This is a genomic window from Paenibacillus sp. FSL R10-2771, assembly GCF_038000205.1.
GTDB lineage: Bacteria > Bacillota > Bacilli > Paenibacillales > Paenibacillaceae > Paenibacillus_AQ > Paenibacillus_AQ phytohabitans.
Genome location: NZ_JBBOBM010000001.1, coordinates 1,602,966 through 1,628,002, shown reverse-complemented (window position 1 = coordinate 1,628,002; position 25,037 = coordinate 1,602,966). Strand labels below are relative to the sequence as shown.

18 protein-coding genes are annotated in these 25,037 nt (G+C 50.4%); 6 read left to right on the top strand and 12 right to left on the bottom strand.

What is annotated here, in order from left to right; translation table 11 throughout:
• The first annotated feature begins 68 nt into the window (after positions 1–68).
• Positions 69–884, top strand: coding sequence for a helix-turn-helix transcriptional regulator (locus NSU14_RS06845; protein WP_340943710.1), 816 nt, complete (start codon positions 69–71; stop codon positions 882–884).
• Between the two features lie 285 nt (positions 885–1,169).
• On the opposite strand, the gene NSU14_RS06840 is transcribed toward NSU14_RS06845, so the two are convergent.
• Positions 1,170–2,276 carry an AI-2E family transporter gene (locus NSU14_RS06840; protein ID WP_042138974.1) on the bottom strand — a complete coding sequence of 369 codons (1,107 nt, stop codon included), beginning with the start codon at positions 2,274–2,276 and terminating at the stop codon, positions 1,170–1,172.
• Between the two features lie 177 nt (positions 2,277–2,453).
• On the opposite strand from NSU14_RS06840, the gene NSU14_RS06835 reads away from it, so the two are divergent.
• Both NSU14_RS06835 and NSU14_RS06830 read left to right on the top strand, forming a co-directional pair.
• Entirely contained in the window at positions 2,454–3,125 is a 672-nt protein-coding gene (locus tag NSU14_RS06835; protein ID WP_340943707.1) for a response regulator transcription factor, read from the top strand.
• Positions 3,122–4,192, top strand: coding sequence for a sensor histidine kinase (locus NSU14_RS06830; RefSeq protein WP_197072965.1), 1,071 nt, complete (start codon positions 3,122–3,124; stop codon positions 4,190–4,192). The genes NSU14_RS06835 and NSU14_RS06830 overlap by 4 nt, the downstream gene beginning before the upstream one ends.
• Before the next feature lie 73 nt (positions 4,193–4,265).
• Here NSU14_RS06830 and NSU14_RS06825 read toward each other — a convergent pair whose 3' ends face one another.
• Positions 4,266–5,330 (bottom strand): suppressor of fused domain protein, encoded by a 1,065-nt coding sequence (locus NSU14_RS06825; protein ID WP_042238254.1) that lies wholly within the window; start codon positions 5,328–5,330, stop codon positions 4,266–4,268.
• Between the two features lie 200 nt (positions 5,331–5,530).
• Between NSU14_RS06825 and NSU14_RS06820 the strand changes: the two genes are divergently transcribed.
• The 3 genes from NSU14_RS06820 to NSU14_RS06810 all read left to right on the top strand — a co-directional run bounded on the left by NSU14_RS06820 (position 5,531) and on the right by NSU14_RS06810 (position 10,163).
• The gene (locus NSU14_RS06820) at positions 5,531–6,088 is read left to right on the top strand and encodes an SMI1/KNR4 family protein (protein WP_042138977.1); all 558 of its coding nucleotides are present in this window, start codon (positions 5,531–5,533) and stop codon (positions 6,086–6,088) included.
• A gap of 551 nt (positions 6,089–6,639) precedes the next feature.
• Positions 6,640–8,397, top strand: a complete 1,758-nt coding sequence (locus NSU14_RS06815; protein ID WP_042138979.1) for an ABC transporter ATP-binding protein — start codon at positions 6,640–6,642, stop codon at positions 8,395–8,397.
• A complete protein-coding gene (locus NSU14_RS06810) occupies positions 8,397–10,163 on the top strand; it encodes an ABC transporter ATP-binding protein (protein WP_218639449.1) in 1,767 nt (588 codons plus the stop codon). The genes NSU14_RS06815 and NSU14_RS06810 overlap by 1 nt, the downstream gene beginning before the upstream one ends.
• Before the next feature lie 90 nt (positions 10,164–10,253).
• Here the strand turns inward: NSU14_RS06810 and NSU14_RS06805 are convergent, their stop codons facing one another.
• The 10 genes from NSU14_RS06805 to NSU14_RS06760 all read right to left on the bottom strand — a co-directional run bounded on the left by NSU14_RS06805 (position 10,254) and on the right by NSU14_RS06760 (position 24,209).
• Positions 10,254–11,843 carry a sensor domain-containing diguanylate cyclase gene (locus tag NSU14_RS06805; RefSeq protein ID WP_076244512.1) on the bottom strand — a complete coding sequence of 530 codons (1,590 nt, stop codon included), beginning with the start codon at positions 11,841–11,843 and terminating at the stop codon, positions 10,254–10,256.
• 162 nt (positions 11,844–12,005) lie between these two features.
• Complete coding sequence (locus NSU14_RS06800) at positions 12,006–12,968, bottom strand: acetylxylan esterase (protein ID WP_340943703.1); 963 nt, start codon at positions 12,966–12,968, stop codon at positions 12,006–12,008.
• Positions 12,969–12,996: 28 nt separating this feature from the next.
• Positions 12,997–13,980, bottom strand: a complete 984-nt coding sequence (locus tag NSU14_RS06795) for a glycoside hydrolase family 130 protein (protein ID WP_197074406.1) — start codon at positions 13,978–13,980, stop codon at positions 12,997–12,999.
• Between the two features lie 65 nt (positions 13,981–14,045).
• On the bottom strand, positions 14,046–14,879 hold the full coding sequence (locus NSU14_RS06790; protein WP_042138985.1) for a carbohydrate ABC transporter permease: 834 nt from the start codon (positions 14,877–14,879) through the stop codon (positions 14,046–14,048).
• A gap of 3 nt (positions 14,880–14,882) precedes the next feature.
• On the bottom strand, positions 14,883–15,764 hold the full coding sequence (locus NSU14_RS06785; RefSeq protein ID WP_042138986.1) for a carbohydrate ABC transporter permease: 882 nt from the start codon (positions 15,762–15,764) through the stop codon (positions 14,883–14,885).
• 130 nt (positions 15,765–15,894) lie between these two features.
• Complete coding sequence (locus tag NSU14_RS06780; protein WP_340943699.1) at positions 15,895–17,265, bottom strand: ABC transporter substrate-binding protein; 1,371 nt, start codon at positions 17,263–17,265, stop codon at positions 15,895–15,897.
• Between the two features lie 318 nt (positions 17,266–17,583).
• The gene (locus NSU14_RS06775) at positions 17,584–18,351 is read right to left on the bottom strand and encodes a response regulator transcription factor (RefSeq protein WP_042138988.1); all 768 of its coding nucleotides are present in this window, start codon (positions 18,349–18,351) and stop codon (positions 17,584–17,586) included.
• A gap of 117 nt (positions 18,352–18,468) precedes the next feature.
• Entirely contained in the window at positions 18,469–19,728 is a 1,260-nt protein-coding gene (locus tag NSU14_RS06770) for an ABC transporter substrate-binding protein (RefSeq protein ID WP_042141448.1), read from the bottom strand.
• A gap of 32 nt (positions 19,729–19,760) precedes the next feature.
• On the bottom strand, positions 19,761–21,662 hold the full coding sequence (locus NSU14_RS06765; protein WP_336103381.1) for a cache domain-containing sensor histidine kinase: 1,902 nt from the start codon (positions 21,660–21,662) through the stop codon (positions 19,761–19,763).
• Between the two features lie 438 nt (positions 21,663–22,100).
• Positions 22,101–24,209, bottom strand: a complete 2,109-nt coding sequence (locus tag NSU14_RS06760; RefSeq protein ID WP_445670084.1) for a cellulase family glycosylhydrolase — start codon at positions 24,207–24,209, stop codon at positions 22,101–22,103.
• Positions 24,210–25,037 lie beyond the last annotated feature (828 nt).

The following is a 25,037-nucleotide window of genomic DNA, read 5'->3' as shown; positions in this document are numbered from 1 at the left end:
ATCTTTTAGTATATTGTTCATTTCACGATTTGTTGTATTATATTGCTATAGATAAGGGAGGCGTCATTATGAAAGCTGATTTATATCAAGCCCATCCGTTATTCTCCATGGAATACGAGAAACATGACTCCAACTACGAGATGCCGGCGTTCCACTATCACAACTCTTATGAGCTATATTTTCTTGAAGACGGCTATCATCATTTCGTGGTCAATGACGCCTTGTATGACATCACGATGCATGACGTGGCCTTATTCAAGCCCAATTCCTTTCACAAAAGCCGGGGCAACCACTCCTGCGCCAGGACCTGCCTGTATTTCACCGACCGCTTTCTGCGGCTGCACTTCACGGACCGTTCGATTCAGTCGCTGCTGAGCTGCTTCGACAAAGAAATCATCTCCACCAGCAAAGAAACTTTTCCGAGAATTAAGAAGCTGCTGCTGCTGCTCGACAAGGAGAACATTGATGATCCCTCTAACCGGATTTTCATCTATTTAGCGGATATCCTGAATATCCTGAATGAGAATGTAAGATCACCCAGAGTGGAGCATGTGCCTGCGGCCTACGCAAACTTCGCCCCGATCCTGCTATACATCAGTCAGAACTATAACCGGATCAGCAAAATCGAAGAAATCGCCGAAGAGTTTTTTATGTCCAAATATTATTTATGCCATGTCTTTAAAGAAGCGACCGGTCTCACCCTGATCCAATACCTGAACAATATCAAGATCCAGCATGCCTGCAATCTGCTTGTGAATTCCACTCTGTCCATTCTGGAGGTCGGGAATGCCTGTGGCTTCAATTCCTCTATGTATTTCTGTAAAATCTTCAAGCAGGCACTATCGGTAACGCCCAGCGAGTTCAGAAAACAGGCCGCGCAGTAAGGGCCCTGTTAGTGGGATTTATCCCTCTATTTTCACCATTTGGGCCATTTCCGGTGCTATTAGTGGGATTTATCCCTCTATTTTCACCATTTGGGCCATTCCCGGCCCTGTTAGTGGGATTTATCCCTCTATTTTCACCATTCGGACCATTTCCGGCGCCGTTAGTGGGATTTATCCCTCTATCTCTCACCATCAGAGCCAATCCCGGCTCAGTTACTAAGCATCATCAAGTCCAAAAAGACCGGAAAGCCTAAAAACGGCCTCCCGGTCTTACCCGCACACAGCTTAATCCCCCGCTTCCGCAGGCACCTCCGGTTCCTTTTCCCAGCGCTGCCGGACAAACAGCTGATATAGCTTGACTGTGATAATCTTCAGCATCATGTAGACGGGAATAATCAGCAGAATGCCGATAATTCCGCCGAAATCGCCGCCCGCCAGGACCAGAATGATCGTGGTCAGCGGATGGATATCCATGCTTTTCCCGAAGATATAAGGCGCCACCAGGTTATCCTGAATCTGCTGCGCCACCAGCACAACTACAATCGACCAGATGGCCGTGGACGGCGACTCGATCAGACCGAAGATGAAGATCGGTACCGTGGACAGAATCGCCCCGATAAATGGAATGAAGTTCATCAGCACAGCCACCAGTGTCAGCAGCAGCGCATACGGCAGCCCAATCAGCAGAAAACCGAAATACATCAGCACGCCCAGCGCCAGATTGACCAGCACCCTGCCGACGATGAAGCTGCTCATCACCCCGTCGATTTCAGCAACAACGGACGCACCTTCCTCATGATAACGTTTTGGAAAGAAGCTAACGAGCTTGTCGCCGAACTTCCCGCCTTCCTTGAGCATGTAGAACAGCAGGATCGGAAAGGTAAAGAGTACAATGGCGAAATTGGAGACGAAGGAGAATAGCCCCGACACATAGACCGTCAATAGCGAAAAGCCTTTATTCAAATAATCCATCAGCTGGCTGGCCGGATTCATATCCGCAGGAATCAGCTTCGACAACAAATCGCTGTCCTCCAGCTTCGTCAGCTGCTCTCCCACGGCATTGAATACGCCAGGCATATTATTAGCCAGATTCACCAGCTGATTCTGCAGCGACGGCCAGACGCCTACCGTGAATCCCAGCAGCAGCACCGCGATAACCAGATAGACCAGCAAGATAGCAACTGTCCTGTTCAGCCTGCGGGAGGCCAGGTAATCAATCAAGGGACGCAGCAGATAATAGAAGAAGACGGCCAGCATTAACGGCACAATGACAACACTGAACAGCGAGATAATAGGTGTGAAAATAAAGTCCACCAGTGAGCTTACATAGATAATTCCCAGCACCAGCAGCACTGCAATACAAATGCGGATAAACAAATTCAGTTTGGCCATGAGTGACTCCCGTTTTCATATTTGAACCGGCGGTTCTTTTCCCTATAATATAGTGCGTCATTCTTAATTCAGACTAAATCGAGTCTAAAGAAAAGCTAAAGATTTTGTCTTTAGCCTTTTTTTACATTAGAATGATGGGGAAACGCGGTCAAATCCGACACCCTATGGAGTGAAACCATGATAAAGATCCTTGTTGTAGAAGACGATAAGCATGTACGCAAGCTGATGAACGCTGTCCTGAAACGGGAAGGTTATGACGTGGTAACGGCTGAGAATGGAAGAGAAGCTCTGGAGGCTCTTGAAGTCCAGCATATCGATCTGATTATTCTGGATATTATGATGCCGGAGATGGACGGGTATGAATTTGCCGAAGAGCTCAAGGAAGCGGACAATCGAATTCCCATCCTAATGGCCACAGCCAAACAGCTACCTGAGGATAAGAAAAAAGGCTTCCGGCTCGGAACCGATGATTATATGACCAAGCCTGTGGATACAGAAGAAATGCTGCTGAGAATCCAGGCCCTTCTCCGCCGCTCGCAGATTGCGAGTGCCCGTAAGCTGGTGATCGGCAGGGTTCATCTGGACTATGACACATTAACCGTGACCCGGGACGAGGACAAGCAGACGCTTCCGCAGAAGGAATTCTATCTGCTCTATAAGCTTTTATCCTATCCGGAGCGCATCTTCACCCGCATCCAGCTGATGGACGAGATTTGGGGGATGGACAGCGAAAGCACGGATACTACAGTGAATGTGCATATCAACCGCCTGCGCAAACGATTTGAAGCCTATCCGGAGTTCGAGCTGGTCTCTGTCCGCGGGCTCGGATATAAGGCGGTGAGAACATGAACATGATCAAGAGGCTGACGGGTAAAATCGGCCTGTCGCTCTACTTCTCGCTTGCTGTATTTATCATCTTCCTCATTACCGTGCTGATTACCGGTGTATTGGTCTATCTGTTGACGGTCTTCGGTGTGCTCAATGAACGTATCATTCAGGATTTCAAAGTCCTTACCTTTATCACATTAATTGCCTGCATCATGATCGGCACCGTCACCTCGGGTCTGGCCAGCCGGAGGATGCTGAAATCCATCCGTACCTTCATCGATGCCACCAACCAGCTGGCAGGAGGAGATTTCACCACCCGGCTGCGGCTCAATAATCCGCCAGAATTCAAGATTCTCTCCGCTAATTTCAACCGGATGGCGGATGAGCTGGGCGGCATTGAGATTCTGCGCACGGATTTCATCAACAATTTCTCGCATGAGTTCCGCACCCCGATTGTGTCGATCAAAGGGTTCGCCGAAATCCTCAAGGATGATGAGCTGAGCAAGGAAGAACGGAATGAATATCTGGATATTGTCATTGAGGAATCCACCCGTCTGGCCGCCCTCGCCTCCAACGTCCTGAGCCTGTCCAAAGTGGAGGCTCAGACGATATTAACGGGCCGCGAGCCCTTCAACGTTGGCGAACAGATCCGCCAATGTGTCTTACTTCTGCATCCCAAAATGGAGAAAAAGCATATATCCATCACAGCCAACGTACAGGACTATGAGGTGCCGGGAAATAAAGAGATGCTGAATCAGGTCTGGCTGAATCTGCTAGACAATGCCATTAAGTTCACTCCGGAGCATGGCGAAATTGAAGTTTCGATGAGGCAGGCCGAAGACATGATTGAAATCAGCTTCCGGGATAACGGTGCCGGGATCAGTGCGGCTGCACTTCCCAGGGTGTTCGACAAGTTCTATCAGCAGGATACTTCCCACTCCACCGCCGGTAATGGGCTGGGGCTTACCATTGTCCGTAAAATCACTGAGCTGCACGGCGGAACCGTCACCTGTGATAGTGTTCCGCTGCAAGGAACCACCTTTACCCTGCTGCTCCCTGCCTCAAAGAAGCTGCCGTCCACCAAATAAAACATCCCCACAAAGTGGGGCCTTATCTTCGATGATTACTCAACAAAGGGCGGTCCACATGACCGCCCCCCTATTAGCCGATGGTATCCACTACCTTGCCCTCCTGGTCTTTGATATACGTCTTTCTCACCCGTATCATCAGTTCTTTGGCAGTGGACAGCTTGAACTCGCTTTCCTTAGGCTTAAGCTTCGATTCCAGCTCCAGAACAGCAGCTTCACTTAGGCTGATGCGGATGTTCCCGCCGTCTTCCTTGCAGCCAGTCTCTTGTGCCGGTTCCAGCACAACCTGCAGCTTAGGGCTGGTGAGCGTCAGCTTCCTGCCCTTCAGCAGACGGCCGCGCAGCAGCCTGGCTACCGTCGCTGCCTGCTGTGCCCCCATAGCCAGGACGGCCGGTGCTTTGCTGAGCAGACGATTTCTGCCAGGCTCGAAGTCCAATTGATCCACATACAGGATGCCTGTCTGGGACCCGTCACGTTCAATCCCCTGCCGCACTGCATCCTCTATTACCGGAAGCCGCAGCAGTGAATCCCGTCCAAGATCGGTGATAAATGCAGGTAGTACTTCTTGGCTGGCCTGCAGGAATGCGTTGGTATTCCAAGACATCATGGCTTCAAGTTCATCGGCGGTAATCCCCACCATTTGCAGAAACTCTACCCGTCCATTCGGGGTATCCATAGCCGGAAGCTCCGGATCACCGGTAAAAGCCAGAGCGGTCAGCCTCGTGTCTGCACCCAGACAGATAGGACCGTTCGCATCCAGGTAATGCCCGGAAGCAAAAATATTACCGCTGCTGAAGACATATCTGGCCATATTCTGCAGCAGATTCATCGCCCAGGCCGGAGGCTCCTCTTCTCCGGCAGTACGTGCCAGCCGGAAGGTCAGCTCAAATCCGTAGCCGCTGTATTCCGGGTCCTCTGATTCCTTGTCATATAGCTCAGAGAATCCGAAGGTTACAAAGTGCCAATGGGGATAAGGCAGCTCCGCCTTATAGGCACTGATTCCGTTCAGCGGGTCCTTTCCCCCCAGCATGTAAGGCAACAAGGCAGCATAATGCTTCGGCTCCTGTTGTCCATACAAACCCGACATCTGTTCCTCAATGGCATCCCAACCGGTTGCTTCCACTTCTTCTTCGCTCATTATGTTCCCTCCGGATTCAAATTTATGTATAACTAGCCCATTCAAGCCCTTAATCTCCCGTTCATTACCCGGAATTTCTCTATCATAAGCAGCTATAACCAGTGCAATGTTCAACTGCCTCCAGGTGATTGCCCTGATTAACCCACCGCTCTTGTTCATGTTACACTAAATCTACAAGACTTAAGGAGGGCTACCAGAAGATGAATGTAGAGTCGTTGTTTGAGATTTGTTACCAGAAGCATCCGGGGGCGCCTCAGCCTGAGCTGACACGCTTCGCTGAGGAGTGGCACAAGCCTTTGACGCAAGAGGAAATCGCGGAGATTACCGGACGGCAGCGGAATCCTTTTCCGGTTACCGATCCGCTTCATGCCGTATACCGGCCGTTCGATCCGGCACTCTGGACCATTCCGGACATGCCGTTGCCTGCTGACTACCTGCATTTCCTGCGTTACTCCAACGGCGGAGAATTCGGCAACGGTGAACGGTATGTCCAGCTGTTCGGTACGGACCAGTTACGCTCCATGATGCTTGCATACGAATTCCCTGAATACATGCCGGGCGGGGTTCCCTTTGCCATGGACGGCAGCGGCCATCACTATATCTGGGATATGCGCACGGCCCGGGAAGACGGTGCCTATCCCATCCTCATCGCCCATTCCGGCAACCTGGGTTATGACGACGCAGCATGGATTGCCGGCAGCTTCGAAGAGCTATGCCGGGGAACCGTCTCGGCGGAAGATGTCCTTTATAATTCTTGAAGCAGTGAGGTATAAATCGCATCGCCGAACTTGCTAATTGTTGTACAAATTGCAACTTTGATCCCAAGAACCACAGGTGTTCAGAAGGATTGTTGTATGAAATACAACAATTATCCCGCTACAACGCTTAAATGGAAGTGGAATGTTGTATTTTGTACAACAATTTCGAATTTTGGCCGATTTGACGAGGGAATTGTTGTATTTTGTACAGGATTTTGATGACTCTTACCAGACTAGAGGCTATCCCAAGCTGAACGGCCACCTCATGGCGGCTCCTAGGATGGTCTCTTTGTCATAGCAAGTCTCATGGCCGCTCCCGAGACGGCCTCTTTGTCATATCCGGTCTCATGGCCGCTCCCGGGACGGCCTCTTTGTTATAGCCGGTCTCCTCGCCGCTCCCGGGAAAGCCTCTTTATCATAGCAAGTCTCATGGCCGCTCCTGGGACGGCCTCTTTTTCATAGTATTTTCAGCTTGTTTCAGCAAAAGTTAATTTTCAGTTTATCATTCTCCGGTACGATCATAGCAACAAACACGCAAAGGAGTCATTCTTATGTTGAAATTACTGAAGAATCTGGAGCCCAAAGAATGGTTCTTATTCGGCATCAGCCTCATGTTCATTATCGCGCAGGTCTGGCTGGATCTCGAGCTGCCCGGCTACATGAGTGACATCACCCGGCTGATCCAGACCCCGGGAAGCGAAATGAGTGAGATCATTACGGCCGGAGCCTGGATGCTGCTCTGTGCCCTGGGCAGTCTGGCGACCTCGATCGTCGTGGCAGGGATTGCCGCCAGAATCGCGGCCGACCTGTCAGCCAGATTACGCGCCAAATTGTTCGATAAGGTGCAGTCCTTCTCGATGGAGGAGATCAGCAACTTCTCGACCGCCAGCCTGATTACCCGCTCCACGAATGATATCACCCAGGTCCAGATGCTGATTGTTATCGGCTTGCAGCTGCTGGTCAAGGCGCCAATCCTTGCCGTATGGGCTATTCTTAAGATTACGGGTAAAAGCTGGCAGTGGACGCTGGCGACAGGGGCCTCTGTTGGGCTGCTGGTGCTGATTGTCGCCGTCTGCATCACTCTCGTTCTTCCTAAATTCAAGAAACTGCAGCAGTTAACCGACAATCTGAACCGCGTATCCAGAGAGAATCTGAACGGTCTGCGGGTCATCCGGGCTTACAATGCCGAGAAATACCAGGAAGAGAAATTCGCCTCCGCCAACAACGAGCTAACCAGCACCAATTTGTTTGCCAACAATGTAATGACAACGCTGATGCCGAGTATTTCCCTGATTATGAGCGGACTCAGCCTCTCCATCTATTGGATTGGTGCTGTAATTATTCAAGCAGCCGACGGCACCGCCAAGATGGGCTTGTTCTCGGATATGATTGTCTTCTCATCGTACGCGATGCAGGTCGTTATGGCTTTTATGATGCTGATCATGATCTTCATTCTGCTGCCCCGCGCCCAGGTATCGGCCAAACGTATTAATGAAGTGCTGGAAACCGTGCCTAGCCTGAAGAACGGATCAGTCACTCATTTCCCTGTGAAGCGTGAGGATGAGCTTGAATTCAGAGGGGTTAGCTTCAAATATCCGGACGCAGAGGATTATGTGCTGGAGAACATCAGCTTTACCGCGAAGCAGGGCGAGACGGTTGCTTTTATCGGCTCAACAGGCTGCGGCAAGAGTACGCTCGTTAACCTCATTCCCCGTTTCTATGATGCTACCGAAGGCGAAGTGCTCGTGAACGGCATCAATGTCAAAGAATACGACCAGCAGGTGCTGCGTAATAAAATGGGCTATGTCTCCCAGAAAGCGGTACTGTTCGGCGGAACGGTGGCTTCGAATATCGCTTTTGGCGAGAATGGTGCCGGTCAGGTGCTCAGCTCCGATATTGTAGATGCGGTGTACACATCCCAATCCTCTGAATTTGTGGAAAAGCTGGAGGGCAACTATGAGGCCCACATCGCCCAAGGCGGCTCCAATCTGTCCGGCGGACAGAAGCAGCGGCTGTCGATTGCCAGAGCGATTGCCCGGCGCCCGGAAATTCTGATCTTCGATGATTCGTTCTCGGCGCTTGACTATAAGACGGACCGCAAGCTGCGCAGCGAGCTGAAGAAAGACGCTCATGCGTCCACGATGCTGATCGTTGCCCAGCGCATTGGCACGATTAAAGACGCCGACAAAATCATCGTGCTGGAAGCCGGGCAAATTGCCGGTATGGGCACGCATGACGAATTAATGCAAACCTGCGCCGTCTATCAGGAAATTGCTTACTCACAGCTGACCAAGGAGGAGCTCGCCTAATGAAGATGAAAACCAAAGCTAAAGGACAGAATACCTGGAGCAAGCTGCTCCGTTACTGCCGTAAATACGTTCCGGTGATCGTCATTGCGCTGATCTGCGCGGCGGCCGGAACCGTGCTCACCCTGCTCGGTCCGGATATGCTCTCCGAGATTACGGACAAAATCACTGCCGGTCTCGCAGGCGGGATCGATATGGACGGCATTGCAGCCATCGGCATTACCCTCGTCGTGATCTACGCCATCAGCGCGGTGCTCTCACTCTCGCAGGGCCTGATCATGTCGAATATTACCCAGAAGGTCTCCAAGAAATTAAGAACCGATCTGGCTCATAAGATGAACCGGCTTCCGATCTCCTACTATAATAAGTCGGCCACAGGGGATATCCTCTCCCGGGTAACGAATGATGTGGATACCATCGGCCAGGCAATGAATCAGAGCATAGGTACAGTCGTAACTGCCGTAGCCATGTTCATCGGTTCGATCATCATGATGCTCCGGACCAATGTAATTATGACCCTTACCGCTATCGTAGCGACAATCATCGGCTTCGGCCTGATGGCGGTTATTATGAAGAAATCGCAGAAGTATTTTGCCAGCCAGCAGGAATTCTTGGGCAAAATCAACGGTCATGTTGAGGAAGTCTATACCGGACATAACGTTGTAAAAGCCTACAACGGTGAAGCGCAGATGCGCACCACCTTCCAGGAATTAAATCAGGGATTGAAGAACAGCGCCTTCAAAGCGCAATTCCTCTCCGGACTGATGCCGCCGCTGATGGGCTTTATCGGTAATCTCGGTTTCGTCGCCGTCTGTGTCGTTGGCGCTGTACTGGCCTTGGATGGAACTATCTCCTTCGGGGTTATCGTCGCCTTCATTATGTATGTACGTTACTTCACCCAGCCGTTATCCCAGATCGCCCAGGCCGCGCAGAACCTGCAATCGGCATCGGCCGCAGGCGGACGCGTGTTTGAATTCCTCGAAGAAGCAGAAATGGAAGACGAGACCCGCAAAGAGAACACACTGGCAACAGCGGCAGGCAAAGTAAGCTTTGACCAGGTGAAATTCGCTTACGATAATTCCGGGAACCTGGTGATCAAAAACTTCTCGACAGAAGTGAAGCCGGGGCAAAAGGTGGCCATCGTCGGCCCGACCGGCGCAGGCAAAACTACGCTCGTCAATCTGCTCATCCGCTTCAACGAGCTGACCGGCGGAGAAATCTACATCGATGACACACCGATCAGCAGTCTGACGAGGGAGAACATCCACGATTTGTTCTGCATGGTGCTGCAGGATACCTGGCTGTTTGAAGGCACAATCAGGGAGAACCTGATCTACAATCAGCAGAATATCACAGACGAGAAGCTTGTAGAAGCCTGCAAGGCGGTTGGCCTGCACCGCTTCATTCAGAGCCTTAGCGACGGATATGATACCGTCCTGAACGATAAGGTCAACCTGTCCGCCGGACAAAAGCAGCAGCTGACCATTGCCCGCGCGATGCTGAAGGATGCACCGATGCTCATTCTTGACGAAGCTACCAGCTCCGTGGATACCCGGACTGAGCTGCTGATTCAGCAGGCGATGGATCAGCTGATGGAGGGCAGAACCTCCTTCGTCATCGCCCACCGGCTGTCCACGATCAAGAACGCCGATGTGATTCTGGTCCTGAAGGACGGCGATATTCTGGAAAGCGGCAGCCATACAGAATTGCTGGCGAAGAACGGATTCTACGCCGAGCTGTATAACAGCCAGTTTGAGCAGGCTTCCTAAGCGGAGCTTGCCCTGCAATGTGGAGCTTCCTTCACATAAAAACCGCAAAACAACGGCAGGCTCGTAAATGAGCCTGCCGTTGTTTCGTGTTCATTCAGCGATAACCGTTCGGTTCCTCCCCCCGCTCTTCGCCAGATACAGCGCCTGATCCGCCTTCTCCAGCAAGCCCTCCTGTTCAGGGGAATGCGATGGATAATGCGCGACGCCCTGAGAAACCGTAACCTGCACAGGAACCGGTGCCTCGCTTTGTTCTACTGCCCGGCGAATGCGTTCAGCTGCGTTAAAGGCTTCTTCAGGCGTGGTGCGGGCCAGGAGAATAACGAATTCTTCACCGCCATAGCGGTAACAGATATCGTCCGGGCGGAGAGAGGCCGCCACCACCCTGGCAATATGTATTAACACTTCATCACCACTGTTATGGCCATAAGTGTCGTTAACGCGTTTGAACTTATCTACATCCAGCATGACAAGTGAAAAGGGTAAATCTGCGGTTATCCACTGATTTATCGTTTGTTCAAGGGATCTCCGGTTCATCAGGCCTGTCAGAGCATCCGTCGCAGCTTCCTGGGTCAGTTGATCGGTCTGCTCCTGAATATTGGCCAAGGCAAGCAATACACCATTGGTCAGCAAATAAGCTTCCCGGCTCCAATACTGCTTCGCTTCCCGTAATTCTATCTTTTCCTTCCCCATCTTGCTCACCACATTGGCCAGGTAGACAAAGGGGCTCGCAAACTTGCGCGCCAGGAGAATAACGCCCAGCAGCATGATGATAAACGGGAATAAGGAATACCCGATCAGGATACGAATGTGGCCGATCAGTTCCTTATGGATTTGACCAATCGGTGAGACAACCACTATTCCCCATCCATTGGACGGAACGCTCGAGTAGCCGGCAAGCAGCTCGGTGCCCCGGGTATTCCGCACCTGTTGCTCCCCGCTCTCCTTATTCATCAATCTTTGGACAACTGCATTGCTGCTGACACTCTCTCCGATAAGCTGCTTGTCCGGGTGATACACCAGATGCCCGTCCGAATCCACAATATAATAATAAGCGCCGGAATCCTCCTCCTGGCCGTTGTCAAAAATTTCAGACAGGACATTATTCTCCTGCAGATAGATCGTGCCGCTTAACATTCCGAGATATGTACCGGTGTTACCAACGATCGGTTGGCTCAAAAACACGATCAGCCGCTTAGTGTTTGCTGTCAGATACGGGGAGGATATATACGGTTTTTGGACCGCTAAGGCTTCCAGACTATTGCTGGAGGTGATGTGCTTACCTGCTGTTCCCAAGCTGACAGGTGATACATTGCGGATTAATCCGCTTGCTTCGACCACTGTCATAGAATTGAAGAAATTGCTGCTGCTGCGCATCAGATCTAAATATTCATTCACTTTCTCCGGTGCCATGGTCTCGATACCGGACAATATACCGGCATTGTATTTCAAGCTGCCCTGCATGGATAGAAATAAGGAATCCATCGTCCTCGACATACGGTCAGCATTAATATAATTCAGATGGAGCGTCGTCTCCGTCAATGATCGTTTCTTGGACTCATATGAACCCACCAGAAGAATACCCGAAGTTAGCAGAATTACCAGCGTCACGAGCCCCGTTAGCAGCGTTGTGAGACTCAGCTTATTACTTATGAGAAGCGCATTATTTAACCTATTAAGCAACCTGCAATCCTCCTTGGTGTCTGAAAACATAGTTACTTAATATTACAATGAATTATAGTATTGTTCGAGAATGGATTATTTGCAGGAGAATTAATGATTAGTTTCAGAAAAAAGACAACAAAAAACAGCCCGTTCACAATGGTGAACGGGCTGTTGTTCATCTCACAACACCATAAATGCATGCAGTGTCCGGTCGGCAAGATACGGAAGGTACTCATGGCCGTATTCGTGATATACCAGAAGTTCCTTGTCCGCCGTGATTTTATTATATGCAGCAAATTGGGTCGAAGGAGGACAGATGGTATCTGTCAGCCCGGTTACCCACAGCACCTTAGCCTGCACCCGGTCTGCCAGATTCTGAATATCGATATAGCCCAGGCGGCCAAAAATTTCTTCCTCGCGCAGATGATGCGGGTCGAAGAAGCGGAAATAATAGTTCAGCTCCTCATAGGCAGAGGTTGTAATATTCGTCTCCCAGGCCCGCTTATAATCGGAGAGGAACGGATATACAGGTACGGCCACCTTAATGCGAGGCTCCAGCGAGGCACAGGCAACAGTAAGCCCGCCGCCCTGCGATAACCCAAAGGCGCCGACCCGCTCCGGGTCAACCTCCGGCATGGCCATCAGGATACGCGCGGTCTGGGCGGTATCGAGAAATACATTGCGGTAGTACAGATGATCCGGGTCCGGATCATCGATCCCGCGGATGATATGCCCCCGGACCGTTGTGCCCTGAACGCTCAGGTTATCCTCGGACAACCCGCCCTGGCCGCGGCAATCCATGGCAAGTACGCTGATCCCGTGGGCGGCATACCCCACCTTCTCCAGCCAGTCGCCGCTGTCACAGGCGTAGCCGTGGAACATGACCACTCCCGGACCGCCCTTCCCGCCGGATAGGGTCTTGGGCCTTACATATTTACAGTGTATTCTGGCTCCGCCGACACCGGTGAAATACAGATGAAAGCAATCCGCCAACGGGCTCGTAAATTCCGCCGGCACCAGCTCATAACCCAGCGGCTGCGCATCCAGCTCGCGCAGCGCACGATCCCAGTAGTCCTCAAAGTCCACGGGCCTCGGGCTGCTGCCTTCGTATGCCTGCAGTTGCGGCAGTGATCTTTCGTTCATGCTGACTCTCCTTAGGGTTGATGATGTCCTAGATCTTGCCCAGGCCGGCATCATCGCCCACTTCCTCATGGGTGTCGATGACGTAGTTCACAATATCCTGCACAGTGGTGTAAGCTACGCCTACATAGGTATCAGCAGCGCCGTAGTAGATGGCGATGCGGCCGGTTTCGGCGTCGGTCAGCGCTGCACAAGGGAACAATACGTTGTTAACGAAACCTCTCTCCTCGTACCATTCTTCCGGGGTAAGCACGAAGTTTCTGGAGCGGTATTTGACTCTCGACGGCTCGTCCTTATCCAGAATCACCGCACCCATGCTGTACACGAGGCCGTTGCAGGTTCCTGTAACCCCGTGATAGAACATCAGCCAGCCTTCGCTCGTTTCGATGGGGGCTGGACCGCCGCCGATCTTGGTGCTCTGCCACCAGCCTTGTCCGCCCTTGGTCATGACATGACGGTGTTTGCCCCAGTATACGAAGTCCGGGCTTTCGCTCAGGAAGACATCGCCGAACGGCGTGTGTCCGCTGTCGCTCGGCCGGGACAGCATCACGAAGTTGCCATTCAGCTTCTTGGGGAACAGCACGCCGTTGCGGTTGAACGGCAGGAACGGATTCTCCAGGCTGATGAACGTTTTGAAATCCTGTGTCTTGGCTACCCCGATGGCAGCACCATAGAAATCTGTACACCAGATGATGTAATAGGTGTCTTCCACCTTCACCAGACGCGGGTCATAGGCATAACGCGGTGCATACGGCTGGCCCGCTTCGTCTATAAACTGAATCGGCCCGTCATCGATTGTCCAGTCCAGACCGTCCGCACTATGGCCCATCCGCAGGTGAGGGCGGGTAGTGTTGTCCTCTACACGGAACACGCCGAGAAAGCTGCCCTCATAGGCAATAACGGCACTGTTGAAGATCCGGGCAACGCCTTTGGCCGGATTACGTTTGATGACCGGGTTGTCACTGTGTCTCCACACCGGATGGTCATTGCCTGCGGGTCTGTCCTGCCAAGGCATGTTCGGGATATTCTGGTCAGTAGTCAGCTTAACTTCTTTCAATGTAGGATTCCTCCAAATGTTTTTTATTTTACTGAACCTTGTGCAAAGCCGTTGTAAATGTACTTTTGCAAGGAGACGAAGGCAACCAGCGTCGGAATGATCGCAATCATAATCGCCGCACAGATGACTTCCCACTGCGAGCCGTAAGGCCCTTTAAATTTGAACAGCGCGGTGGAAACGACCTGCAGGCTGCTTTTTGGCATGTACAGGAAAGGCGTGTAAAAGTCATTGTAGATGTTAACGCCCTTCACGATAATGACCGTAACAATGGCAGGGCTCAGCAGCGGCAGAATAATTCTCCAGTAAATCGTCCAGTACGATGCCCCGTCCAGCATGGCCGATTCATCCAGCGACTCGGAAATCGAGTCAAGGAACTGCATGAAAATATATACGGCGATAATGTCTGTTCCAAGATACATCAGAATGGGCGCCCAGCGCGTATTGAACAAATCCAGCGAGTTGATGATCTGGAAGGTAGCAACCTGTGTGGTTACCGCCGGAATCAGGGTTGCCAACAGAAAAGCGCCCATCAGCAGGCTGCTGCCTCTGAATTTGAAGCGGGCGAGAATATAAGCCATCATCGATCCGGTCAGGGTAGCGCCGGCAATGGAGATCAGTACGATGATGATGGTGTTCATGAAGCCCAGCAGCATTTTGCCGTCGACAAAAGCTTTGGTATAGTTGGTGAAATTCAGCCAGTTCTCCGGCATGGTAAGCGGTCCGGTGCTGGCATACTCCGCATTGGTTTTGAGCGAGGCGAAGAAGACGACAATGATCGGAATTAGGGCGGCAAGCGCGCCTAAGACTAAGGTGAGGTACTTGAAGAAAGAAGCTGCGCTGTATTTGAATGGTTGCATCTCTTACTTCTCCTCCTTAATCAGCACACGCTGCAGAATGGTCACGACAATAACAATACCCAGAAGCACTACAGCCATTGCCGAAGCAAGACCCAGCTTGCTGTATTTAAAGGCCACATCGACGGTCTGAATGACAAAGGTACCGCTGCCGTTAGAGCCGCCGGTCATGACATACGGAATTTCGAAGACACCGATCGCTCCGCTCACCGCGAGGATCAGATTGAGCTGCAGAATACGCTTGATGCTCGGGATGATAATATGTCTGAACTGGTGCCAGCGGTTCGCACCATCAATTTCCGAAGCTTCATAAATATCGCTGCCGATCGAGGAAATCGCTCCGAGGAAGATGATGAAGTTCATCCCCATGTATCTCCAGACGGAAGCAAAGGCGAGGGAAATATTGATCAGATGCGGATTCAGCAGCCACTTCTGCTGCCATGCGCCGAGTCCAACCAGGTCAAGCAGTGTATTAAGGGTTCCCTCCGGCTTGAAGAAGAACAGGAAGATGAACCCGATGGCTACCCCGTTGAGCAGTGTCGGGAAGAACAGAATGCCTTTGAACCAGTTCTTCAGACGGACATTGAAGCTCAGGATGGTCGCGAAATACAGGGCCAGTCCCATTTGCACAAAGGTGGCGAAGAAATAATACAGACTGACCTTAAACACGGCGAAATACTCCGGTTTGGTGAAGATCGTCTTATAGTTGTCGAAACCGACATAATCCATTTTCTTGCTGAAGCCGTCCCAGCTTGTGAAGCTGTACTGGAACATTTTGAATACGGGTAAATATGAGAACGTCAACAGCAGCAGTACCGGAACTAACGAGAACAGCAGGATGATCAATATCCGCTGATTTTTATAGCTTAAGTTGGACAATCTCTCCACACCTCCTAAGAACACTAGCTTTATTACTCCATATCCATACCCTGCCTGTACCCGCAAAAGCGAAGGGGAAAATGCGCTGACGCATCTCCCCGTTCTCTTGAATCTGTCTTCACTCTGCGAGGTTTAAAGCTTATTGTGCAGTTGTAATCTTAGCTCTTGCCGCTTTCCATTTGTCGTTCAGGTCCTTCATGATATCGTCATAGGAATCCTTGCGGTTGCCGATGGCGGCTTCAATGATTACCTTCTTGAAGTCAGGCTGCCAGAGGCCGATCTCTGCCTCTTTATCGATTGCATCCACCCAGCCCTCTTCACCGGCTTTGGCGGGTGCAAGGGTGTCGAAGGTTACGTCCGTGCCTTCAAATTGCTTGAGGATTTCCGGAAGCTCAGCGCCCTTAACCGGGCTCATGCCTCCGCCTTCAGTGGTCGGATAGCCGGATTCATTAATGAACCAGTCTACCCAGGCTCTTGCCGCTTCCTTGTTCTGGCTGTGGATGCTTACACCCAGGTTATAATCGTCGGACAGGGGAACCAGAATTTTGTCTGCGTTGGTAGGGAAAGGCATGAAGCCGACATCATCCGGATTGGCAGCCAGGCCTTTGATCTGGCCGATGGCCCAGGAGCCGAGCATCATCGTCCCGATTTTACCGTTCGCCAGATCAGCCTTGGAGGATTCCCAGTCCGTAGTCGTAGGATCTTCTTCAATCAGTCCGTTCTTCGCGGCGTCGTACATTACTTTGTACAGGTCGTAGTGGGGTTGTCCCGGCACGAAGTTATCATCCGAGGCAACCTGAGCGATATTTACATAATCGCGGTCTCCGGCAACCGTAGCCAGATCGGATTCCCATTGGGTGAGCGTCCAGCCTGCTGCATAGTTCGTGTACAGCGGAACTGCATCCGTCTTGTCTTTGATGCTCTGCAGAGCGGTCTGGAACTGTTCAAAGGTTCTTGGAACCTCAGTGATACCCGCATCTTTGAATACCTGCTTGTTGTAGATCACACCGGAGAAGTTAACAGTGACCGGAATTCCGTAGGATATGCCGTCAATCGTGCGTTCCTCCAGGCCCGTATATTGCTGCTCCAGATCGGACATTTTACCCAGCGGCTCAAAAAACTCCGGCAGGTCCTTGATCGCCACGCTGGTTGGCAGCAGCAGCACATCACCGTAATCGCTCGTGCTCATCCGGATTTTGATCTGGTCCTCATAGTTCGACAGCGCTTCAAAATTTACTTTGACATCCGGATATTTCTCGTTGAACTTGGCTGCGTAATCCTTGAATACGGTATCAACGATATCCGTTCTTTGGGTGATTACCGTGATTTTGCCTTTAATATCCTTGGCTGCATCTCCCTCAGGAGCAGCAGTAGCCTCCGTGCCTGTCCCCGTATTGCCTGCGTTAGTTGCTGCTGCATTATCCGCATTGTTATTGCTCGAACAGCCTGCGAATAAACCCGCCATCAGCGTCAATGCTGCTAAACTTGTAACTGCCTTTGTCTTCTTCATTGCTGGTTAGACCCCTCTCTCCGATTCACAGATCATAATAACAATAAACTAACAAACTTTCACGGGATTAAAGATTAATTCACCACACAAGAGCTTAATTAATGCCTATTCTCGTGAAAAAGAGTGTTGGTATCGCTTACAGACTAATTATAGATCGTATCCAACCCTAAAACGATGGTTTGAATTGTTTTTTCTGGTCTTCAATTTGTTATTTTTGTTTTTATTAATTTGTTATTCAATACAAAAAAACGTCAAAAAAGAGGGCTTTCGCCCTCCGCCATTCATTTCATCCTGTTAACATGCAGTTATCCGTACCGCTTATTCTTTGGGAATTCTGCAGCCGCTCTTATAATCCTTGGGAGTCATGCCGCATATTTTTTTGAACAGCTTGTTGAAATATACAGGATCATTATAGCCGACCCGTTCAGCAATTTCGTAATTCTTGAGTTCAGGCTGCGCGGTCAGGAGCTCCTTGGCCTTCGCAATCCGTATACCAATCAGATAATCGGTAATCGTCTGTCCGGTCTTGTATTTGAACAGGCGGCTGATATAGCTGGCATTCATTCCGACCGTCTCCGCCAGGCGCTCCAGCTCGAAGTTATGGCTGTATTCCTTCTCCAGGATCACTTTGGTCTGTTCGACCACGTGATGTTCCCTGCCTCCCGGAGCCTGCAATACCGGCTGTTCCGTTCCGGAAGACTTCAGCAGCCTGTTCTCCTCTACCCGCTTCAGCAGTTCGTATAACTGGGCTTTCTCGATTGGCTTCAGCAGATAATCCATCACACCGAAACGGATCGCCCGCCGGGCGTATTCGAAATCGTTGAACCCGCTCAGTACCGCAATGGGCAGATTCTTCATATGGCCTCTGGCTTCTTCAATCAGCTTAAAGCCGTCCATTCTAGGCATCTTGATATCCGTAATCAGCAGATCAAGATCCCCTGATGACATCGCTGAAAGGTGATTCCACGCCTCCAGACCGTTACCATACGAGCCGATAACCTCCACTTCCACATCCATTCTGGAAGTAATCTTCTCAAGCCCGCGGCGAATCACTTCCTCATCATCCGCAATCATGATTCTGATCACTTGGCAAACCGCCTCCAGCCTTATTATCGCTTGCACAATGATTGCGTTACCATTTCAATTATAGGCTTCATCCCGGCAATATAAAATGTGCTGTATTGCTTTTTTATAGTCTTCTCTTTACTTTGTGTCCGTTAAAGCGCGTGCTTCCTCCCACTTCTCATTCAGTCCGTCAAAGGCCTTCTGTAAATCCGGCGCGGCAATCAGCTCCTGGATATAGTCTCCGGAGGCAAAGGACAGCTTCGAGCGGTTGGCCATATCAATAAAGGTGTCCGTCTGTACGGTCGCCTCTACCAGCTCAGGCTGATAGGAGAGAAATTCACGGTATTGTTCCATGGAAGGCTCTGCGTTACCGTCCAGCGGAAGAAATCCTTCTGCGGTATAAGAGGTTTCATGGACCAGGAAGTCCACCCAGGCCATCGACAGCTCCTTGTTTCTGCTGAATTTGCTGACGCCGATGAACCAGTCGGGATTCAGAGGTGCATAATGCTTCAGCCCGTTATCATAGGGAAACGGGAAAAAACCGATATCCTCCGGAGCCGCTCCGGCATCGAGGATCTGGCGGATCGTCCAGTTGCCGCTCAGGAACATCCCGGCCTCCCCTTTAGCCAGCTTGGTTTTGGAAATCTCCCAATTATTCGAGAACAGCTCATCCTCTGCATAACCGCGGGCGATGATGGTACGGGTAATTCCGAGTAATCGGCCCCATTCATTATCAAGCTGCCAGGGAGCATTCTCATGAACCATATCGTTCAGGTAATCGGGATTCCCGGTCATGTAATTAACCATATTATTGCCCCATTCCCGCAGAGGCCAGACTGCACCGTAATTCATATAGATCGGCGTAATGTCCGCTTGCTTCAGCTTGGCGCAGATGGCGTAGAATTCATCCAGCGTCTGCGGAATTTCCGTGATGCCCGCCTGCTTGAACGCCTTTTTGTTGTAGACAATCCCGCTTGTCGTTGTCCCGGTAGACAAGCCGTATCTTCTGCCGTCATAGGCAGCAAAGGTAGTGAACCTCTCCCCCGCAGACATCTCCGCACTAAGCGGCTCAAAAAAATAATCCAGCTCCTTCGCCGGCAGATTGACCGGCAGCAGCAGCACATCACCGGCATCCTTGGTGGAGAGACGCACCATAATATCGGTCGCATAGTTGGATAAGCCTTCGAATTCTACGCTTGCTTCCGGATACTTCTTCATAAACTGGTCGGCATACCCCTGCATTGTACCGTTCTCAATAAGATCAATCCGGTTCGTCAGCATGAGAATGGTACCGGACAGGCTCTGCTGTTCATGGTCTGCTGCAGGCGTTGCCGGAACGGCCGGCTGGCTGCCGGAGCTGTCACAGCCCGCAGACAGCAGAAGCAGCACTAATAACATTGCACGCAGAGGCCGGTGTGCGTTCGTCTTTTTCAATCCGGTTGACTCCCTTCTGTCTCTGATTCACTGGCCGAGCGGTACGGGGGAAGCGGCAGCGAGAGGATAACATCCGTCCCCTCGCCTAGCTTACTGAACACCTCAATGCCATAAGCCGCCCCGTAGTTCAGCTGTAACCGCTGATGCACATTTTTCATGCCGATCCCGCCATTGATGCTTTTCTTCGGAGGCGATTCCCGTTTCAGATCATCGTTCAGCTTGTCCAGGGTCGCCTGCTCCATCCCGCAGCCGTCGTCGCGGATATGGAAGAGCAGCTTCTGGCTGGTGATCTCGCAGCTGATGCTGAGATGCATATGCTCTTTACTGTCATCAAGCCCATGGTACGCGGCATTCTCAATAATCGGCTGGAACACCAGCTTGATGATCGAATAATGATCCAGCTCCTCAGGTACATCGATCTGCAGCACGAACCGTCCCGGATAACGGCAGCCCAGAAGCTCAACATAGTTGCGGACATATAACAGCTCCTGCTTCATCGTTGTCCGGCCTGACAATTCACTGGTGCTATACCGCAGCAGCTTGCCCAGAATTGAGATCATATCGGCGGCTTCTACATCATCGTTAATCTCCGCCGTCATCCGGATGGACTCCAGTGTGTTATAGATGAAATGCGGGTTAATCTGGCTCTGCAGCGCATGCAGCTCCGCTTCCTTCTTCTGCTCCTCGATCCGGTATATATCCTGAATCAGCTGCCTGATGCGGGCCAGCATCCGGTTGAACTGATGGCCGAGCAGGCCAATCTCATCCCGGCGTTTCACGCGGAAGTTAACATCCAGATCACCGCCCTGCACCCTTTTCATCAGCTGAATCATTTGCGTCAGCGGTTTGGTCAGCGCGAAAGACAGCACAATGGAAATGAACAAGGCCAGCACAATAATAATCAGTGTCGCCGCCAGGGTCGCGTTGCGGGTCAGCTTCACATCACGGGTTAATTCATCGACCGGAATGGAGATAATCACCTTCCAGCTCGTCTTGGAGGAGCTGGAGTAAATATTCAGCCGCTCCTTGCCCGAGACTGTATCATAGAAGCTTCCGGCCGCGCCCTGAGCGCTGCGGAATAGCGGAGTCTGCGAGATATCCTTCGTCAGCAGTTTCTGGTCACTGTCATAAATGACCTTGCCCTTCTCGTCAACGATCAGCGATTTACCGCGGGTTACCCGGTCAAGCTCCGCTACCTGAGTCTCCATATTGCTGATATTAGCCTCCACCGCAATCAGTCCGACCGGATTCCAGAGACTGTCGACAATTTTGCGGACAACGGTATAAGCATAACGGGTGCTCTGCAGATTGGTAATGTAGGCCTGTGTGCCGAATAGCAGCGCTTCACCGCTGGAATCCTTGGCCTGCTCGGTCCAGAAGGCGTAGCTCTGATCCAGATCAAGCCGCACGCCGCCATCCTTGGCAGAGTAATAACCGTTACCGTAGGCGTCAAAAATATAGACGGAGTTCGTCCCCCGCTTGATATTGTTAATGAAGGAGATGTTGCCCTCTATTCCCCTCTGGATAGACAGCAGCAGATCGAAATCACCCGGCGCTACTCCGGCGTTTCCATGGTCCCCCTGGGTCATTTTCTTCTGTTCATAATACCGGTTGGACGCGATCAGATTCTGCTTGATATCGTTTACATAAGCCGGCATTGAGGAGATCCTTTTCATATCTTCTATGTAGTCATCGATCCCGTCCATCATTTGATCAATCAGCTTCTCTGAATAAGCGACGGTATTCGCTTGAATCGACTCGGAATAGCTCTTAAAGCTGATGATGCTGATAATAGAAAGAGGCAGCGTGATAATAACCAGAAAGACGAGCAGCAGCTTACGCTCCATGCCCATGTCCCTGATAAAAGACCACCTGCTGTGTTTGTGTTGATCCATCATTCGGTCTTCCCCTTCATCAGCTTTACCTAACTTTTTACAATAAATCATAACATTTAACTAACAAAATCATTATACTTGTTAGCTTTAGCATACACAAGGAAAACTGCCTGCTGCTTCTATTAACTAGTAATGCCGCGGAAACATTAATAAATACCCTTTCACTTCTTACCGGGAAGTGAAAGGGCAGCAAAGTTAAAGCTCACGTGATTATGATTGCGGTTCTATTCCCTGTAAATAATTATTAAAACAAACTAAATAATTGTCATGAAAGCGATTTATTATTATTTTATCAGCAGATTCTTTAATGAACAGGGGCTGTGTTTACATTTATATAACTGTATTTGTATTCCATTAAAAAAAGCTGTAAAAAACAAAGACTGCAACCCGATAACGGGTATACAGTCTTTGAGTGGTGAAAGATACATGAATGGCAGTTGCTTAATTGTTTGCTGCTGCATCAAAAACCGCAGCCCGCTTCGAGGTTGCTTTGATTCCGTCCGGCCCGTTGATGAGTGCATTTCCTTGTTCGGTGTAGCTGGTTCCTGCCCAGTCATTGGACATATCCAGATACTCCAGACCGGGGCCATTTCCTTTCCAGGACCATCCGAGATACCCGACGCCTTTTTGCCGGGAATAGCTCATAATAGCCGCTTCATCGACATCACCATTCGTATGTCTGATTCCGAACTCACCGATAACCAGCGCCAAATTCTTGTTCAGCACATTATCAATATTAGTCTTAACCGTTGCCGCGTTCCCGCCTGCGTATTCATACATATGAATCGAGAACATCGTATTTTTCAGGGGATCCGCATTAAATACCTGTGTTCCATAATCAACTATGGATTGCGGATATTGCCCCCAGCCTGCTCCGTCAACCATAAGGGTATTCTGGATACCGGCATTTCTAAGCTTCGGTATTACAGCTGTATATCCTTTAGCCCAGTTGGCCCCATCCCACGTGCCGTACCACTCATTGGCGATGTTGAGGATAACCGTCTTTTCTTTACCGATAAGCGCACTCTTCATTTCAATCCAATAATTCGCAATATTATTCAGAACAGTCTCGCTGTCCGAGCCGGTTCCATCATGGACTTCAAGGACGGCTACCAGTTTATTCTGTTCACACAAGGTAATCAGACTCTGGATAGCTGCCAGATTGTCTTTCGACCACTGCTGCCCATCGGAGAGAACAATTCTTACCGTATTTGCTCCTGTCCGCGCTATTGCAGGGATGGCAACGGCGTCCTGGCCTTTGTACCAGGTGTAAGCATGGTTAATTCCTCTCATCACAAACGGAGTTCCGTTAGACTCATACAAGGCCGTTCCTTGTATATAAAATCCCTTGTTAGCAGAAGTCGAAGCGGTGGTTACGCTCAAAACTGCGCTTGCCGGAGATACATTCCTTGCTGCGTCCTTCGCCTTGACTGTGAAACTGTATGCTGTATTGGCAGTCAAGCCGGTTACCGTATAGCTTGTGGTTGTACTCGTTCCAGCCAGAGCCGTTCCATTATAAATGTCGTACCCTGCTACTCCCGCGTTGTCTGTAGATGCTGTCCAGGTAAGGCTTACGCTGGTTTCCGTTTTTGAGGAGCTCTTGAGATTTGTTGGTGCAGTTGGCGGAGTGGAGTCCGGGGTAGTTACGATCTGTGTAAATTTCCATCTCTGTTGTGCGTTCCCGTTATCTGTCCATTGCTGTACATTAGCTCCATCTGCAGATGAGCCTCCTTCTACATCCAGGGCTTTACCGCTGCTTTTGGATATTAACTTGTAATATCCGTTGCCTGCAGCAATAATGCTCCACTTCTGACTGGCTGCATTGTTGTCCGTCCACTGGCGGACATTGGCTCCGTCTGTATTTGCAGGGCCTGCGGCATCCAGCGCCTTGCCGCTGGATTCGGCGATCAATTTATAGGCCCCATCCCCCGCATCCATCACTTTCCACCTTTGCTGGGGGGTGCCATTATCTGTCCACTGCTGCACATTGGCTCCGTCTGCGGCTGCACCTCCAGCCACATCAAGGGCTTTGCCGCTATGACGGGCGGTAAGCTTATACACCGCTCCGGAAGTAATGCCGTTATCCACGGGGCCGCTATCCGAATACACCTCGAAATCCCAGAGGGAATACCCGTACTGGGTTGCCCGCTGCGTTCCATACATTCTCACATATCTGGCACTTCTGGGTTCAAATGAAATTTGATCAATCCCGCCGTCACCTGTTGTTGTCGAGTATACCGTACTCCAGCTGCTGTTATCTGTTGAGACCTGAATTTGATACGCCTTTGCGTAGGCAGCTTCCCAGTTTAGCCTAACCCCATTCACATTGTTTGCGCTTCCAAGATCAACGCTGATCCACTGCGGATCTGCATAAGCAGAGGACCACCGGGTGGAAGAATTTCCGTCAACGGCCATATCCGGTGTTTTTGTTGAATCCTCGCTTGAGCTTGCAGCTGCGGTTGTGTTCCCTGCAAGGTTGGCCGTTGCACTTGCCTCCAAGGGCGGTACCACCCCAATAAGCAATCCGAACACCATAATTAATGACAACATTTTCTTCAAGCAACATCCCTCCCGTAATGGATAATCCCTGCATTAATTCCACTTTCGTTTGAATGGATTTAGACCCAGCCCCGTCCTCCTTTCTCGTAATGGATTCAGTAGCCCTCTAACGACTACAGAATATTGTTTCGTTAGCATAACTGTCAATGGTTTCAATAACATAATTATAACTTTTGGTTCTTTCCGCCTATTTATTTTGTTATCAAGATGAACATTCGCTTAATAGCAAATTATATACACAAACCCAATTTCTTCTTATAAAAAAGCAAAAAAATAATACATCTCCTCCTTATTATTTCGATTAACGGAAAATGAAGGACAACTTCTCCCCTTTTTCGCCGCTTATCCCGATACATGAAATTCAGCCCATTCCTTATGGGCGCTGTCATTGACGGGAAAGAAAATCCTTTCTATACACAAGAGCTGTAGTTTAAGACACTCATTTTGCAACATTTATATAAATATTAGATTTTTGTTAGTATGACTGGATTACATTTTTTCAGCATCCGGGACTTTGTACTCACCTTAGGAGTGTGGAATACGGAATTGCGTGCGGCGTATACCATGCGCTCAAAATAATCCTATTAGAGAAAAATCACCCTAACGGGTGAGTAACGTTTGCGGTCAGCACTTCCCGCAGGCTTCCTGCGGGTGCTTGGCCAAGACACCTCCAGTGACCCCGGCGCTGACTCCGGCTCTAGCTCTAGCTTTGGCTCTAGCTCCGGCTCCGGCGCTGGCGCTGGCTCCGCAAATATTAGTTGGAAAAACGTATCTTAATTCAGAGGTTTTGGATGTTTTAAGGTAATTAGTTGTATAAAC

Coding starts and splice junctions, on each gene's coding strand:
- NSU14_RS06845 (WP_340943710.1), top strand. CDS start 69: ATGAAAGCTGATTTATATCAAGCCCATCCGTTATTCTCCATGGAATAC.
- NSU14_RS06840 (WP_042138974.1), bottom strand. CDS start 2,276: ATGGCCAAACTGAATTTGTTTATCCGCATTTGTATTGCAGTGCTGCTG.
- NSU14_RS06835 (WP_340943707.1), top strand. CDS start 2,454: ATGATAAAGATCCTTGTTGTAGAAGACGATAAGCATGTACGCAAGCTG.
- NSU14_RS06830 (WP_197072965.1), top strand. CDS start 3,122: ATGAACATGATCAAGAGGCTGACGGGTAAAATCGGCCTGTCGCTCTAC.
- NSU14_RS06825 (WP_042238254.1), bottom strand. CDS start 5,330: ATGAGCGAAGAAGAAGTGGAAGCAACCGGTTGGGATGCCATTGAGGAA.
- NSU14_RS06820 (WP_042138977.1), top strand. CDS start 5,531: ATGAATGTAGAGTCGTTGTTTGAGATTTGTTACCAGAAGCATCCGGGG.
- NSU14_RS06815 (WP_042138979.1), top strand. CDS start 6,640: ATGTTGAAATTACTGAAGAATCTGGAGCCCAAAGAATGGTTCTTATTC.
- NSU14_RS06810 (WP_218639449.1), top strand. CDS start 8,397: ATGAAGATGAAAACCAAAGCTAAAGGACAGAATACCTGGAGCAAGCTG.
- NSU14_RS06800 (WP_340943703.1), bottom strand. CDS start 12,968: ATGAACGAAAGATCACTGCCGCAACTGCAGGCATACGAAGGCAGCAGC.
- NSU14_RS06795 (WP_197074406.1), bottom strand. CDS start 13,980: ATGCCTTGGCAGGACAGACCCGCAGGCAATGACCATCCGGTGTGGAGA.
- NSU14_RS06790 (WP_042138985.1), bottom strand. CDS start 14,879: ATGCAACCATTCAAATACAGCGCAGCTTCTTTCTTCAAGTACCTCACC.
- NSU14_RS06780 (WP_340943699.1), bottom strand. CDS start 17,265: ATGAAGAAGACAAAGGCAGTTACAAGTTTAGCAGCATTGACGCTGATG.
- NSU14_RS06770 (WP_042141448.1), bottom strand. CDS start 19,728: ATGTTATTAGTGCTGCTTCTGCTGTCTGCGGGCTGTGACAGCTCCGGC.
- NSU14_RS06765 (WP_336103381.1), bottom strand. CDS start 21,662: ATGATGGATCAACACAAACACAGCAGGTGGTCTTTTATCAGGGACATG.
- NSU14_RS06760 (WP_445670084.1), bottom strand. CDS start 24,209: ATGTTGTCATTAATTATGGTGTTCGGATTGCTTATTGGGGTGGTACCG.